Genomic DNA, 14,622 nt, shown 5'->3' with positions numbered 1-14,622 from the left:
GGCCGGCAGGGCCGCGCCGTCGCGCGCGGCGCCCGCCGGCACCGCTTTGCTTTCCTTACCCGATCCGACCCGTTTCCACCGTTGCGCTTCCCCCCGCCGGACATCCATGCCCGAAATCGACCTCGCCGCGCTCAGCCGCATCGTGCTGGCCAGCACCTTCCTCCTGACCTTCCTGTTCGGCGCGGTACTGCAGCGCACGCACTTCTGCACGATGGGCGCGGTGTCCGACGTCGTCAACATGGGCGACTGGAACCGCATGCGCATGTGGGGGCTGGCCATCGGCGTGGCCATGATCGGCACCGCCGCGCTGGCCGCCGCCGGCCTCATCGATCCCACCAAGACCATCTACGCCGCCAGCAAGCTGGGCTGGCTCTCCGCGCTGGTCGGCGGGCTGATGTTCGGCTTCGGCATGGTGCTGGCCTCGGGCTGCGGCAGCAAGACGCTGGTGCGCATCGGCGCGGGCAACCTGAAATCGCTGGTGGTGTTCGTGTTCCTCGGCCTGTCGGCCTACATGACGCTGCGCGGCCTGTTCGGCGTGATCCGCGTCAACACCGTCGATACGGTAGCGCTCACGCTGCCCACCACGCAGGACCTGCCGTCCGTGCTCGCGCATGCCAGCGGCATCGCGCGGCCCGCGCTGCAGCTCGGCCTGGCGCTGGTGCTGGGCGGCGCGCTGGTGGCCTGGGCGCTGGCCGGGCGCGGCTTTCGCACCTTCGACAACCTGCTCGGCGGCTTCGCCGTGGGCCTCGTCATCGTGGCGATGTGGTACGTGTCGGGCCACCTCGGCTACGTCGCCGAAGACCCCAACACGCTCGAAGAACTGTTCGTCGGCACCAACAGCGGCCGCATGGAAAGCCTGAGCTTCGTCGCGCCGTACGCCTACACGCTCGACTGGCTGATGATGTTCAGCGACAAGAGCAAGGTGCTGACCATCGGCATCGTCAGCGTGTTCGGCGTGGTGGCCGGGGCCGCCGCCTGCGCGCTGGCCACGCGCACGTTCCGCTGGGAAGGCTTCGGCAATGCCGAGGACGTCGGCAACCACATGGTGGGCGGCATCCTGATGGGCGCCGGCGGCGTGACCGCGCTGGGCTGCACCATCGGGCAGGGTCTGTCGGGCGTGTCGACGCTGGCGATCGGCTCGTTCATCGCGCTGGCCGGCATCCTGGCCGGCGCCGTGCTGGGTTTCCGCTACCAGATATGGCGCCTTGAGCGCATGGCCTAGCACAGCCGCCGGGCGCCCGAAGGTTGACATTGAAGCCATGATCTCCCTATAATCGCGGCTTCTGTTTTTCCGGGTCGTTAGCTCAGTCGGTAGAGCAGCGGACTTTTAATCCGTTGGTCGCGTGTTCGAGTCACGCACGACCCACCATATGCCAGAGGGGTTTGCAGGTTAGTGCCTGCAAACCCTTTGTTGTTTGTGCTTCGCCATGTAGGCACCATGTAGGCGTTCTCGCTCAACGCGAGGGGTGTCTTGCCGATATGTGCGCCTCAGGTAGCCTTCGGGCTGGCTTCATGCCGGTGGATCGCAGCGAAAGGATGTCGGCGGAGACCCCGAAGTTGCCCAGGTGAAATTCCTACCCTGACCCGCACAACGACCAAGAGCGGAACCTCAGAATCGCTCGGCTCACGGAGGCGGCATTGGGTTGCTGACCCCGATGCGGCGCCAGACCGCACGAAGAAATTCACCGCGGTGCCGGCCCTATCAGCCCTGCATTTTTTTGTACTGCAGGCCGACAGTCCGGGCTCATGCATCTTCGAGCCCGACTGTAGACCTAAACTAGCGGGCGTCGGACTTTTGAAACTGGTCCGATATAATGTCAGGTTGCCACCTCGGACTAGGGCCTGTTCACATAATTGCTGAGGGCGCCCAAGCCATCAGGGCTGTCGCCACCTTGCTGCGAACCAGCTTGTTGCAGCCCATCCCCATGCCGCAACCGCGATTCCCAAGCTTTATGTGAACAGGCCCTAAGCGGCTCCAGCGCCAACGGGAACTACCAGCGGAATTTTTATGACAACTTCGGAATGCGAACTCGAAAAAGGGCTGATCTCGAAGCTAAAGGAGCTCAAGTACGTTCATCGTGAGGATATCCGCGACCGCGCCACGCTGGAGGCGAACTTCCGCGAGAAATTCCAACAGCTCAACAGCGTCAAGCTCTCCAACGAAGAGTTCGCCCGCCTGCTTGAAGAAATCGTCACGCCCGATGTCTTCACCGCAGCTCAAACTCTGCGTCGCCGCAACAGCTTCACCCGCGAGGACGGTACTCCGCTGAACTACACACTGGTCAACATTGACGACTGGTGCAAAAACACCTTTGAAGTCGTCAATCAGCTGCGCATCAATACCGACTACAGCCACCACCGTTTCGACGTGGTGTTGCTCATCAATGGCGTGCCGGTGGTGGATATCGAGCTGAAGACGCTCGGTATCAACCCGCGCCGCGCCATCGAACAGATCGTCGACTACAAGAACGACCCCGGCAACGGTTTCATGCGAACGCTGCTGTGTTTCATGCAGGTGTTCGTGGTTAGCAATCGCGACTCGACCTATTACTTCGCGAATAACAACGCCCGTCATTTCAACTTCAATGCCGACGAGCGCTTTCTGCCCGTCTACCAGTACGCCACACCCGACAACGCCAAGATCACAGGGCTGGAAGAGTTCTCCGAAGCTTTCTTGGCCAAGTGCACCCTCGGCCAAATGATCAGCCGTTACATGGTACTGGTCGCCAGCGAGCAGAAGCTGCTGATGATGCGGCCCTACCAAATCTATGCGGTCAAGAACATCGTCAAGTGCATCGAAGAGAATAGCGGCAACGGTTACGTCTGGCACACCACCGGGAGCGGCAAGACGCTCACCAGCTTTAAGGCGTCCACGTTGCTCAAGGCCAACCCGGCTATTGAGAAATGTCTCTTCGTCGTGGACCGAAAAGACCTTGACCGCCAGACGCGAGAGGAGTTCAACCGATTCCAGGAAGGCTGCGTCGAGGCCAACACCAACACTGGAACTCTTGTGCAGCGTCTGATTTCAGATGAAGCATCCGACAAAGTTATCGTCTGCACTATCCAGAAGCTCGGCTTGGCGTTGGACGAGAACAGCAAGCGCAACAAGAGCCGCGAGAAGCGCGGCCTGGCCACCTACACTGACCAGCTCGAAGCGCTGCGCGACAAACGCATGGTCTTCATCTTTGACGAATGCCACCGCTCGCAGTTTGGCGACAACCATCAGGCCATTAAGGAGTTCTTCCCTAAGTCCCAGCTCTTCGGCTTTACCGGCACGCCCATCTTCGAGGCCAATGCCAGCTACAAGCAGATTAGTGGCGAAGAGAAGACACTGAAGACCACGCAAGACCTCTTCCAACAGTCGCTGCACGAATACACGATCACTCACGCCATTGAGGACCGCAACGTCCTGCGCTTTCACGTCGACTACTACAAGCCCGACGGCAAGAACCCACCCAAGCATGGCGAGATGCTGGCTAAGCGCGCTATTGTCGATGCCGTCCTGGCCAAGCATGACGTGGCCACGGGCGGGCGCAAGTTCAACGCCATCCTCGCTACCGCGTCCATCAACGACGCCATCGAGTACCACGGTCTGTTCGAACAAGCCCAGGCCGAGAAGCAGCAGACTGACCCAGCCTTTGTACCGATGAACATCGCCGCCGTGTTCTCACCGCCGGGCGATGTGAGCGCTGACGTGAAGCAGATCCAGGAAGATTTGCCGCAAGAGCTGGAAGACAACAAGAAGGAGCCGGACGCCAAGAAGGCGGCGCTGCAAGCCATCATCGCCAGCTACAACGCGCGCTTCGGCACCAACCACCGCATCGAGGAGTTCGACCTCTACTACCAAGACGTGCAGCAGCGCATTAAGGACCAGCAGTGGCCTGAAGCTGACCTGCGCAAAGCCAACCCAAGCGCTGCACAGCACAAAATCGACATCACCATCGTTGTCGACATGCTGCTCACCGGTTTTGACAGCAAATACCTCAACACGCTCTACGTCGACAAGAACCTCAAGCACCATGGCCTGATTCAGGCCTTCAGCCGCACCAACCGCGTGTTGAACGATACCAAGCCCTACGGCCACATCCTCGACTTCCGCGGCCAGCAAAGCGCTGTGGATGACGCCATTGCCCTCTTCTCCGGCGCTAAGGCCGACAAAGCGCGCGAGATTTGGCTGGTGGACCAGGCGCCCGTCGTCATCGACAAGCTCAAGGCGGCGAAGCAGGCACTGCAGAGCTTCATGCAGGCGCACGGCTTGTCTGGCAAGCCTGAGGACATCGCCAACCTCAAGGGTGACGATGCTCGCATCGGCTTTGTCAAGACGTTCAAGGAGGTGCAGAAGCTGCAAACCCAGCTAGACCAGTACACCGACCTGACGCCCGAGCAGGCAGAGGCCATCCAGACCATACTGCCCAAGGACGAGCTGAATGCCTTCCGTGGGCAATACCTCGAAGCCGCGCAACGCCTGCGCACGCAGCGGGCCGAGCCGGGGAGTGAAAAAAGTGAGGAGGTGGACCGACTTGACTTCGAGTTCGTCCTCTTCGCTTCGGCCACCATCGACTATGACTACATCATGAAGCTCATTGCCGACTTCTCCACCAAGAAGCCCGGCAAAGCCACGATGAGCCGTGAACAGTTGATCGGCCTGATCGCGGCCGACTCCAAGTTCATCGACGAGCGCGAAGACATCACTGACTACGTCATGTGCCTCAAGGCTGGAGAGGGCCTACAGGAGCCCGCCATCCGCGCCGGCTACCAGCAGTTCAAAGCCGCCAGGGCCGCCCGCGAACTGGACGAACTGTCCGCCAAGCACGGCCTGCCCGCGGAGGCGTTGCAAGTCTTTGTGGACGCCATCCTTGCACGCCGTATCTTCGATGGCGAGCAACTCACCGAACTGCTGGCCCCGCTGGAACTGGGATGGAAGGCACGCACGCAGAAGGAACTGGCCTTGATGACTGAGTTGGTTCCGCTGCTGAAGAAGCGTGCCGCTGGCCACCAAATTTCCGGTCTACAAGCTTACGAGGACTGAAGCGTGGCGAAGCAGAACAAGAAAGCGATGGTGCCGAAGCTGCGGTTTCCCGAGTTTCGGGAGAATGGCGATTGGAGCGTTGACCCGCTGGCTGAGATGGCCAACTTTGTGAACGAGAAGGTTCCTCTATCAGGTGTATCCACTTCGGAATACGTCAGCACAGAGAACTTGCTCCCGGACTGCGGTGGTGTAGTGGCAGCCTCGAAGCTGCCGGCAGTCGGCGCCGTAACTCAATATCGAGATGGCGATGTCCTGATATCGAACATCCGACCGTACCTGAGGAAGGTCTGGCAGGCCGACCGAAACGGCGGCGCATCAAACGACGTTATTGTCGTGCGGGCAAAGGCGGCATTGTCCAGTTCGTTCCTGGCCTCAGTACTGAAGTCCGATGCCTTCATCGGCTATGTGATGGCCGGAGCCAAAGGCGTAAAGATGCCAAGAGGCGATGTTGACTCGATGCGTCAGTATCCACTCGCCCACCCCTGCGAGCGGGAGCAAAAGAAGATCGCCGAATGCCTAACGTCACTAGACGAGGTGATTGCCGCTCAGGGACGGAAAGTGGAGACCTTGAAGACCTACAAGCGTAGTCTGATGCAGCAACTTTTCCCTCGCGGCGGCGAAACCCTGCCCCGCCTCCGGTTCCCTGAGTTCCGCGGTGGGCCAGAGTGGAAGGAGGTGAAGGCCGGAACTCTCTTCGCCAGCCGCTCAGAAAGAGGCAACGACTCGCTGCCCCTCTATTCGGTGACGATGACGGACGGGCTCGTCAAGCGGACCTCACTTGACCGTCGCATTGATGACCTCGCAGAAGCCACTGGCAACAAGAAGGCACATCGGTACGACATCGCGTACAACATGATGCGCATGTGGCAAGGTGCGTGTGGTGTCGCAGGCGAACAGTGCATGGTCAGCCCGGCATACGTGGTACTTGCACCGCAATCGGGCGTGCACTCGCCGTTCTACGGCTACTTATTCAAGTTGCCGCAGATGCTGCGGCTGTTCACCTCTCATTCTCGAGGTCTCACGGAGGACAGGCTGCGGCTTTACTACCAGGACTTCAGCGGTATTTCGCTTCCACAGCCCGAGGTGCGCGAGCAAGAGCAGATCGCAAACTGTCTTCTTGCATTAGATGCCCGAATTGCCAAGGAGTCTGTGAAGATGGTCGCTTTGAGGGACCATAAGAAGGGTCTCATGCAGCAGCTCTTCCCCGTGCTTGAGGAGGCATAACGCATGGCCAACGTGAGTTACTTTAATCTGACTTGGCTGGCGGAGCATCTCCGCGAAGAGTTGAACACGAAGAGGACCATCCTGGTCTACGCCTACAACGGCACTGGTAAGACACGCCTCTCCACGACGTTCAAAGACCGCGGGAAGACGGTCGATGAAAACGGCGCAGTGATGAGCCGCGACACCTTGTATTTCAATGCATACACGGAGGATTTGTTCAGTTGGGACAACGATTTGGAGAACGATCGCGAGCGGATGCTGGAACTCAATACCGACTCGAAGTTCTTCAATGGTCTTCGCGAGCTTGAAATGGAGGTCAAGATCGGCAAGTTCTTGGAGCGATATGTCGATTTCAACTTCTATATCGATTACGACCGTCGCAAAACGGACCCCTCTGACGATACGGAGGTGATCTTACCTCCGGCGGTGATGTTCTTCCGGGAACGAGATGAAAGCGGCGACCCCATTCCGATTAAGGCGTCGCGTGGCGAGGAAAGCATCTTCATTTGGTGCTTCTTTTTAGCCATCGTGCAACTCGTGTTGGACCGGGCGGAGGCCTACAAGTGGGTGCGCTACATCTACATTGACGACCCGATTTCGTCACTCGACGAAGGCAACGTAGTGATGGTTGCGCACCATATTGCGCAAATGCTGAAGGACCCGCCAAGAGACGTACGAGTGGTCATTTCGACCCACCACGTGTTGTTCTTCAACGTCTTGTGCAATGAGATAAGCAAGTCGAGGAAGTACTTTTTGACGCGAGAGCGGCGAGGCCGCGGCTTTACCATTCAGGAAACGGATAGCACGCCATTCCTCTATCACTTGTCATCTTTGGTGGAATTGCATCAGGCGGAGCGTTCCGGTGCCTTGTACACGCATCACTTCAACATGATGCGCCGCGTAATGGAGCAAACCGCTTGCTTCTTTGGTTACGGTAAATGGGAAGAGTGCATCAAGCCGGAATCAGAAGCTGTCGATCCGAACCAGACGGGCTACAAGCGAGTAATCGATCTGATGAGTCATGGCGACTACTCGCTGTATGAGCCGCGCGAAATGATGCCGGAAAATAGGGAGCACCTTGGAAGGGCGCTTCGGCAGTTCCTCAATAATCACCCCTTCAGCACAGCACTCTTCGCAGGCGAACAGACTTAGACACCATGACCGAACAAGACCAGAAACAACTCGGCAAAACGCTCTGGGCCATCGCCGACCAGCTGCGCGGGTCGATGAACGCGGACGACTTTCGCGACTACATGCTGTCGTTCCTGTTCCTCCGATACCTGTCGGACAATTACGAGCAGGGCGCGCAGAAGGAGCTGGGGGCGGACTATCCGAAGGCTGACCCCATCGCCGCGAACGGTGAGGCCAAGCCGCCGCTTGCGCGCTGGTACGAGCAGAACGCTGCCGACGTGGCCGAGTTCGAGAAGCAGATGCGCCGCAAGACGCATTACGTGATCAAGCCCGACTATCTGTGGGGCAGCATCGCACATCTGGCGAAGACGCAGAGCGGCCAACTGCTGGACACGCTGCAGAAGGGCTTCAAGTACATCGAAGAAGAGTCCTTCCAGAGCAACTTCCATGGCTTGTTCTCGGAGATCAACCTCGCTTCAGACAAGCTGGGCCGCAAGTACGAGGAGCGCAACGCCAAGCTGTGCTCGATCATCTCGGAGCTGGCGCGCGGCATGTCGCTGTTTTCCACCGACACCGACACGCTCGGCGACGCCTACGAGTACCTGATTGGGCAGTTCGCGGCGGGCTCGGGTAAAAAGGCAGGTGAGTTCTACACGCCGCAGCAGATCTCCAGCATCCTCTCGGCCATCGTCACGCTGGACAGCCAGTCACCTGACACCGGTCCGCGCAAGAAGCTGGACAGCGTGTTCGACTTCGCCTGTGGCTCGGGTTCATTGCTGCTGAACGTGCGCCACAGCGTGAAGAAGGCAGGCGGTACTATCGGCAAAATCTACGGGCAGGAATACAACGTCACGACCTACAACCTGGCGCGCATGAACATGCTGCTGCACGGGGTGAAGGACACCGAGTTCGAAATCTACCATGGCGACACGCTTGTCAACGCCTGGGACTTTCTGCGCGAGACCAATCCAGCGAAGAAGCCGCAGTTTGATGCGGTAGTAGCCAATCCGCCGTTCAGCTACCGGTGGGATCTTGGCGATGCCATGAGCGAAGACATGCGCTTCAAGAGCCACGGCGTCGCCCCCAAGAGCGCGGCGGACTTCGCCTTCTTGCTGCACGGGTTGCACTACCTGAAGGACGACGGCGTGATGGCCATCATCCTGCCGCACGGCGTGCTGTTTCGGGGTGGCGCGGAAGAGCGCATCCGCCGCAAGCTTCTGGACGACGGCCACGTTGACACCGTGATCGGTCTGCCGGCCAACCTGTTCTATTCAACCGGCATTCCGGTGTGCATCCTGGTGCTGAAGAAATGCAAAAAGCCGGATGACGTGTTGTTCATCAATGCCGCCGAGCACTTTGTGAAGGGGAAGCGGCAGAACCAACTGACCGAGGAACACATCACCAGGATCGTCGAGACGTACCAGCAGCGGCCGGAGAAGGAAGTGCCTCGCTACGCCCGGCGCGTATCGATGAACGAGATCGCAGAGAACGACTTCAACTTGAACATTTCGCGGTACGTCAGCACTACACGGGAGGAAGTGGAGTTTGATCTTGCAGCCACGCATGCCGAGCTGGTCAGGATCGAGGGCGAAATCGGGGAAGCGACAGCGAAGCATAATGAGTACTTGAGGGAGTTGCACTTGCCTCTTCTGCCTGCCGGGGGCGGTTATCGCGATTAACCTCGGTACATTCGGCCAAACTATCCCGATGTCTGCTCCTGGGCCGGCGACCGACCTACACCGCTTGGCCGTTGGCGTTCGCTTCCCGACCTCTTAGGATCGTTGCGCTGGCGGATTGTGTGCGCCAATAACCTTAACAAACCTTAGCCGGCGACTGGCCTGAGATATCAGGCGAGCGCCCTGACATCGCTTGTGTCCCTAGGGACAAGCACGCGACAAGCAAGGGACACCCGTGGGAGCACAACAGCGACATGCATGGATCGCTTTGCGGTCAAGGCCGCCGCGTGCTTTGGGTCTCAGACTTCCCCCAATGGGGGAAATGGGGGAGGCGTACAACCTGGGGGCTGCACCATCTCGCGGAACAGAACAACGCACGCGGCAAGACGATGTTGCCCGCGACCTGTTTGATTCGCCCATGGGGCGTACTGCCACGTCGTCGAGCGCATTGAGAGAGCCGTAAAGTTCAGCTCTCACGTCTGCGAGAACCACCCATGCAATGGGGTGCTACGAAACTTTCGTAGTGGCGCCCCCCTCGCAGCATGTACTGCTCCCGAGAATCCCGCGGTATTCCTCAGACTGAGGAAATCTGGTGCGGCGCGCCAGACGTGCACGGCGGCGGCAAACATAGGTTTTCTAAAGGTTCTCCTCGCCTCGGGAGACGGCGTCCCCAACTGCGGGCGCCTCGTCCACCAGTGGTGGTTGATGGCGATGCCATTCGATAGGGCGCAGTAACAAGCATGTAGTCGCGCGATTCGCCACAGAGCTTACGGCGCCGGCTGGTGGATCACTCGCAGTAGAGACGGCCCCCTAGCGAAGCTACGTCGCGCCCGCCGCAATCTCACAGAAGCTGCTCCTACACGCCAGACTGAACGAGTAGCTCGCCAGCAGAGGTGCCGAGCACGCTGGCGATTCTGACCAAATTCAGCACGGTCAGGTTGTGCTCGCCCCGCTCAATTCCGCCAATGTATGAGCGGTCCATATCTGTAGCGAGCGCCAACTCTTCCTGCGAAAACCCCTGGTCCTTCCGAATGGCACGCACCGTCTTGCCAATAGATGCAAGTACGGGATTGCCAGCGTGTTTCGGGGAGGGTCTCGCCATGTGCCAATGGTCGGCATTTGACGGACTCGATACCACGGGATAGGATACCCAAATCAACTCCAATCCCTATGGTGCAACTATGGAAAGGCATGTCGTGGCGCTGTATTTGTACACCGTGATGGCAGGCTTGGGTTTGAGCTTGTACGTTTCTGTCTGGATGGAACGTCAAGCGCGGGCTGTTGGGCGAGGTGTTCTGGCTGGGGTCGGAACTGCGTTGGCAATGGCCGTTTTGGGTCCATACACAGTCTTCCTCATGCTCCGTGAACTAATCGAGGAACATCGCGCATGCCCGAGGACCGTGTTGGCATGTCTGGCTGCTTCGAATGTCCTTCCCTTGACGTTCACGGTCTGGCGCCCCACCCAGGCCAACATTGCCTACTGCGCCATCACTATGGTTTTGAGCTTTGCGCTGGCGCTCTATGCGACCAGGAAGAATTAGATACGCTGTCTGATTGGCAGGGGATGAACGCTGCGCCGGGGCTTGGGCTCAACATCGCAACGCCATCGATAGCGAATATGATTGAATCGCGGGGCTACTCATATTGGAGAAGGCAATGCTGGGTCTTCAGTACACAGGACTGGCGCTAAGACACTGGAAGGAGTGGCGCCCGAAGATGTACAAGGAAATGCAGAAGGACGGGACGCTGAACGAGGCAGCGCAGACGGCGAGCAAGGAGGCGGCGGCGCAGGTAGCGAGCTTGATGGAAGCCGGGTATCAGAAGCACGAGGCGGAGGAGGTGGTACTGCCCGAGCTGATTCTGCTGCCGCCAGAAAAAACGCGGTAAAGGGAAATAGGGGGCCTCGTTTCCCAAAACGCCCCCTCCCTTGTGGGCGGCCAGCGCCAGCGCGGCCTGCTGCTGCTCGACCATAGCCAGTGCCGCAGGGCGATGCGCCGGGATTCTGGCATTTCCCGCGCGCGTACTGCTCCCGAATCTCCTATGACAGGTTTTGCAAGGTTTTCGGTGCCGGCCTGCGGCGCCATCTGTTCGCAGAAATCTTAGGTTTCATAAGGTTTGCCCGGTCGATCTCGTCGGCCTGGTTGACGGCCTGCTGGGCCTCAAGCTCCGCCAGCGGTCAACGAGGCGCGCGGTGAACTCCGGGACAGAGATGCGCGACATGACGTAGCTGTCGTGCTTGCCGACGTGGTATTCCATGACGGGACGGGCCGCCGGTGGACTTTTCCGCCACTGCAGGAAAAGTGATAACTCCCTTGTCGGCAAGCATTTCGATGATGCGCTTCACATTGTCGTGGCAAGACTTGGCCGGCGGCTGGTCTGAAATATCAGGTGAGTGGCCTGACATCGCTTGTGTCCCTAGGGACAAGCAAGTGACACCCATGGGAGCACAACAGCGACATGCCTGATTCGATAGCTGGACTCCCAGCTATCAAGGTGACATTTCCTCAAATTGAGGTTTTCCCCCAATGGGGGAAGACCGATTCGGCCGCACTCGGCCAGTCGCTCGAGGCTTTGCCTTGTCGTGACAAATTGACCAGTTCCGCGATTTCACGGCTGCTCATGGTCGGCGCGGCACCCGTGGTGGGGCTGATGAGGCGGGAGCACGGCGCTGGCGATGCTGCGGCTTGAGGGAGCTCCCGGCGCGACGGATTTCGATGCCATTACACGAACACCCTGCAGTCCAACGCCCGAAGCGACGCCCGGGGGCGGCCCTATCCGCTGCGAGAACTGGTTCTACGGCTCTCCCAACGTGCGAAACGACAGACGGCATCGGCCCGGCGCGGAGGTCTAGAGTCCTATCGAGCAAGTCCATAAGAATCAGATTGGACGACATGACATGCAAATCGTTGTGGTGCGGGGTCGTTTTTTCGCCGGAACCATAACTTTTACCAACAGGCGACGCCTATCAGCGGACTGAACCTTAGCAGAGCTTAGCAATTTGACGGCCGCTACTTTGGCCGAGCGCACGCATCGTCCTTGGTGCTGGCCGGATTATCGAAATCCGTCTGGCCGCAATTAGAGTTCCGCTGTGGCGTTCCCCGGTGCGTGATGCACACGCCTAATCAAGTTCAATACGGTGAGATTGTGTTCGCCGCGCTCGATACCACCGATGTATGAACGATCCATGTCAGTAGCGAGCGCTAACTGTTCCTGCGAAACCCCTGCAGTTTTCCGAGCCGCACGGGCCGTTTTCCCTATTGATACGAGAGCGGGGTTGCCAGCATGTTTCGGGGAAGGTTTCGCCATGCGCCAATGTTCGACATTTGACGGAGGCGATACCACGGGATATGATACCCAAATCAATGCAAATCAATGCTTGGCAATTCGGACGGGCACACCATGGCTCGGGGTTGTTGTTAGACGTTGCAGTCCCTCGTGGAGGTGAGGTCGACCGCAGATTAGATACGGCCAGCTTCGAAGCCGAGATGCCGGGCATTCACTTACGGGGGAAACGGGATGCGGCACTATGGTTTATTGGGGGGGATTGCGCTTGTAGCACTGGCTGGCTGCACAACATGGCACCACACCCAAATAACTGACAAAAGCCTCGCCGACAGGCAATTTGTCCAAGACGACGGTTACTGCGTACGTGCGTCGCACGGTTCTGTACCAGTACCCCAAGTCAACTACAACAACGTATCTCCATGGTCGTCCACGGCCCTCGTCCGGGGCTCGACATATAACTCGGCGACGGGCGCTACCAGCTACGGTAGTTATAGTGGTCAAGTAGTTTCCACTCCGTCCCCCGGCGCCGCGTTCACTGGCGGATTAGCCAACGGCATGAATATTGGGGCTGCGTTCGCGGCGTCTCGTGCGCAGGAGCGAATTTACAAAGGCTGCATGTACGCGAAGGGTTGGTCAGATAGCTCCAGGCCTAAAGACGCGCCGGCAGCAACGTCGCCATCGCGTCTCCTGTCCGATGCGACCGCTCGAAAGACCGAAGGCGCTGTGAAGATCTACTCGACTCCAGAAGCGGAGTGGCTGGCGGATGCCGAAGAGTTTCTTACCGTCTATCCGGCGTACAGAACCGAGCCGCTGTACGGCCGCCTCAATGATGAGGTCAAGCGGATTGCCAGAGAGGGATCGAACAATGTCACCGGCCCACAAGTCCTGCTGTCCGCGCACGAATCGCTTGTCAACAAAGCGCTGGGAGCTTCAGAGCCCCAAGAGGGCAGCGAAGAGCATTTCGTGACAACGTTCTATAAGGACGCGGTTTCCAATAATGCTGCCGGACAAAACGCTTTAGGGATGGGCTTTTTGAATGGTTGGAAACCCTTGTCAAAGGAGCCAAAGCGAGCCCTTTATTGGTTTCAGCAATCCGCCCTTGCGGGTGACCCGACTGGTCAGGCCGGTTATGGTGTCATGTTATTTCGCGGTAACGGTATCGATCCGGACAGGAAGCAGGGCTACGCTTGGGTCGCCAAGGCGGCTGCGTCAGGGGATGAGGTGGCAAAAGCAGTGCTGCGGAAGCTGGATATGGAGATTTCCGCTGGGAGGTGACGGACGGCACGCGCAACGTAGTTGTCGAGCCACTGTTGGACTGCCTGATGCGGTTGCAGTGGAAAGGAGTCTGGGCCTGTGGGTCACGCGTGCGTGGTTGGAGCGCCCGTGTTTTCTCTTACGCCTGCATTGGTTATTTGGCTAGCTGCGATAGATTCGAGAGACGTTTAAAGGTGTGATGCGAGAGAAATGGCGGCAGGCCGTTGGGCCGATGGATGGCCTTTACGCCCTGCTTACCCTGGCAACATATAGAGGTGTTCAGAAATTGGACGTGGGTGACGGAAGTTCGGTTAGTCAGTGAAGAATCCTGGTGATCCTTTGCTGGTGCGGGCTTTAGGGTTATGGTCCGACCGATGCGCCATGTTCAGTTATCAAAGCGATAGAGACGTGGCCTGTTCGTTTTCTGTAGCGATAAAGTCGGCGTCTGGTTCAATTTTTGAAGCGATACGCTTTGTTTTATGAACAGGCGATTTTTTTTCTTTCGAGGACTGCTTCTTTGCTCCTTCCGCACGTAGCTTTTCTGTGCCCTCGATGAGCGCACGCTCCGCATCACGAACACTTCCAAACCTTCGATAGTCGTGGGTGGCCTTGCAGTACGAAACTCCAACTTTTGGTTGCTCAAGCGTCTCAAGGTCAGTGAATCTGTAGAGGGTGCAAACGCGGGTCCCCATCTTCAGTCCGCCTTCGCGAGTGATCGCAAGGAATCCCAGTGCCCGCAATTCATAAAGTGCTTTTGCCAGGGTCGCAGAGGACCTCCAGCCACGATGCTTCATGTTGACGAGCGTGGCACTAATGTTGCCGTTGTTGGTGCCATTGACAGACGAGCGCATGTCCACGAACAACTTCACGGCGGACGGGCCTAGAACGCGCCACGCCGGGCTATGTATCTGGCTGACATATACTCGGATATGCCGGCCGTTCGGGTCGTGATTTTTTGGTTTCAAGTTAACTTTTGGCTACAACGTTGGCGCATAAGGCCTGACCTTGCCCCTGTTCCACGAA

At 58.5% G+C, this 14,622-nt stretch carries 10 protein-coding genes and 1 tRNA gene; 8 read left to right on the top strand and 3 right to left on the bottom strand.

Going from position 1 to position 14,622, the window contains the following annotated elements; genetic code table 11:
* The first annotated feature begins 106 nt into the window (after positions 1 to 106).
* The 6 genes from K206_RS0127595 (at position 107) to K206_RS0127570 (ending at position 9,063) form a co-directional block, all read left to right on the top strand.
* Positions 107 to 1,222: a YeeE/YedE family protein gene (locus K206_RS0127595; protein ID WP_020205606.1), complete on the top strand. Its 1,116-nt coding sequence runs from the start codon at positions 107 to 109 to the stop codon at positions 1,220 to 1,222.
* Positions 1,223 to 1,293: 71 nt separating this feature from the next.
* Positions 1,294 to 1,369, top strand: a tRNA-Lys gene (locus K206_RS0127590).
* A gap of 639 nt (positions 1,370 to 2,008) precedes the next feature.
* Positions 2,009 to 5,029 carry a type I restriction endonuclease subunit R gene (locus K206_RS0127585; protein WP_020205605.1) on the top strand — a complete coding sequence of 1,007 codons (3,021 nt, stop codon included), beginning with the start codon at positions 2,009 to 2,011 and terminating at the stop codon, positions 5,027 to 5,029.
* A 3-nt stretch (positions 5,030 to 5,032) separates the two neighbouring features.
* Positions 5,033 to 6,253 (top strand): restriction endonuclease subunit S, encoded by a 1,221-nt coding sequence (locus K206_RS0127580; protein WP_029044161.1) that lies wholly within the window; start codon positions 5,033 to 5,035, stop codon positions 6,251 to 6,253.
* A gap of 3 nt (positions 6,254 to 6,256) precedes the next feature.
* On the top strand, positions 6,257 to 7,405 hold the full coding sequence (locus tag K206_RS0127575) for an AAA family ATPase (RefSeq protein WP_020205603.1): 1,149 nt from the start codon (positions 6,257 to 6,259) through the stop codon (positions 7,403 to 7,405).
* A 5-nt stretch (positions 7,406 to 7,410) separates the two neighbouring features.
* The gene (locus K206_RS0127570; protein WP_020205602.1) at positions 7,411 to 9,063 is read left to right on the top strand and encodes a type I restriction-modification system subunit M; all 1,653 of its coding nucleotides are present in this window, start codon (positions 7,411 to 7,413) and stop codon (positions 9,061 to 9,063) included.
* 853 nt (positions 9,064 to 9,916) lie between these two features.
* On the opposite strand, the gene K206_RS0127565 is transcribed toward K206_RS0127570, so the two are convergent.
* Positions 9,917 to 10,162, bottom strand: a complete 246-nt coding sequence (locus tag K206_RS0127565) for a helix-turn-helix domain-containing protein (RefSeq protein WP_029044160.1) — start codon at positions 10,160 to 10,162, stop codon at positions 9,917 to 9,919.
* A gap of 554 nt (positions 10,163 to 10,716) precedes the next feature.
* On the opposite strand from K206_RS0127565, the gene K206_RS43155 reads away from it, so the two are divergent.
* On the top strand, positions 10,717 to 10,947 hold the full coding sequence (locus tag K206_RS43155) for a hypothetical protein (RefSeq protein ID WP_020423940.1): 231 nt from the start codon (positions 10,717 to 10,719) through the stop codon (positions 10,945 to 10,947).
* A 1,188-nt stretch (positions 10,948 to 12,135) separates the two neighbouring features.
* Here K206_RS43155 and K206_RS41900 read toward each other — a convergent pair.
* The gene (locus K206_RS41900; RefSeq protein ID WP_081651532.1) at positions 12,136 to 12,366 is read right to left on the bottom strand and encodes a helix-turn-helix domain-containing protein; all 231 of its coding nucleotides are present in this window, start codon (positions 12,364 to 12,366) and stop codon (positions 12,136 to 12,138) included.
* Positions 12,367 to 13,068: 702 nt separating this feature from the next.
* On the opposite strand from K206_RS41900, the gene K206_RS43895 reads away from it, so the two are divergent.
* On the top strand, positions 13,069 to 13,620 hold the full coding sequence (locus K206_RS43895; RefSeq protein WP_196812927.1) for a tetratricopeptide repeat protein: 552 nt from the start codon (positions 13,069 to 13,071) through the stop codon (positions 13,618 to 13,620).
* 371 nt (positions 13,621 to 13,991) lie between these two features.
* Here K206_RS43895 and K206_RS41890 read toward each other — a convergent pair whose 3' ends face one another.
* The gene (locus tag K206_RS41890; RefSeq protein ID WP_231401696.1) at positions 13,992 to 14,468 is read right to left on the bottom strand and encodes a hypothetical protein; all 477 of its coding nucleotides are present in this window, start codon (positions 14,466 to 14,468) and stop codon (positions 13,992 to 13,994) included.
* Positions 14,469 to 14,622: the final 154 nt, after the last annotated feature.

Origin of the sequence: Cupriavidus sp. WS (assembly GCF_000395345.1) — a bacterium.
Classification (GTDB): domain Bacteria; phylum Pseudomonadota; class Gammaproteobacteria; order Burkholderiales; family Burkholderiaceae; genus Cupriavidus; species Cupriavidus basilensis_B.
This window is presented reverse-complemented; position numbering and strand designations above follow the sequence as displayed.

Bases quoted from the DNA above. Each gene is read 5' to 3' on its own strand.
- K206_RS0127570 (WP_020205602.1), top strand. From the start codon at position 7,411: ATGACCGAACAAGACCAGAAACAACTCGGCAAAACGCTCTGGGCCATC.
- K206_RS43155 (WP_020423940.1), top strand. From the start codon at position 10,717: ATGCTGGGTCTTCAGTACACAGGACTGGCGCTAAGACACTGGAAGGAG.
- K206_RS0127565 (WP_029044160.1), bottom strand. From the start codon at position 10,162: ATGGCGAGACCCTCCCCGAAACACGCTGGCAATCCCGTACTTGCATCT.
- K206_RS0127595 (WP_020205606.1), top strand. From the start codon at position 107: ATGCCCGAAATCGACCTCGCCGCGCTCAGCCGCATCGTGCTGGCCAGC.
- K206_RS0127585 (WP_020205605.1), top strand. From the start codon at position 2,009: ATGACAACTTCGGAATGCGAACTCGAAAAAGGGCTGATCTCGAAGCTA.
- K206_RS41900 (WP_081651532.1), bottom strand. From the start codon at position 12,366: ATGGCGAAACCTTCCCCGAAACATGCTGGCAACCCCGCTCTCGTATCA.
- K206_RS0127575 (WP_020205603.1), top strand. From the start codon at position 6,257: ATGGCCAACGTGAGTTACTTTAATCTGACTTGGCTGGCGGAGCATCTC.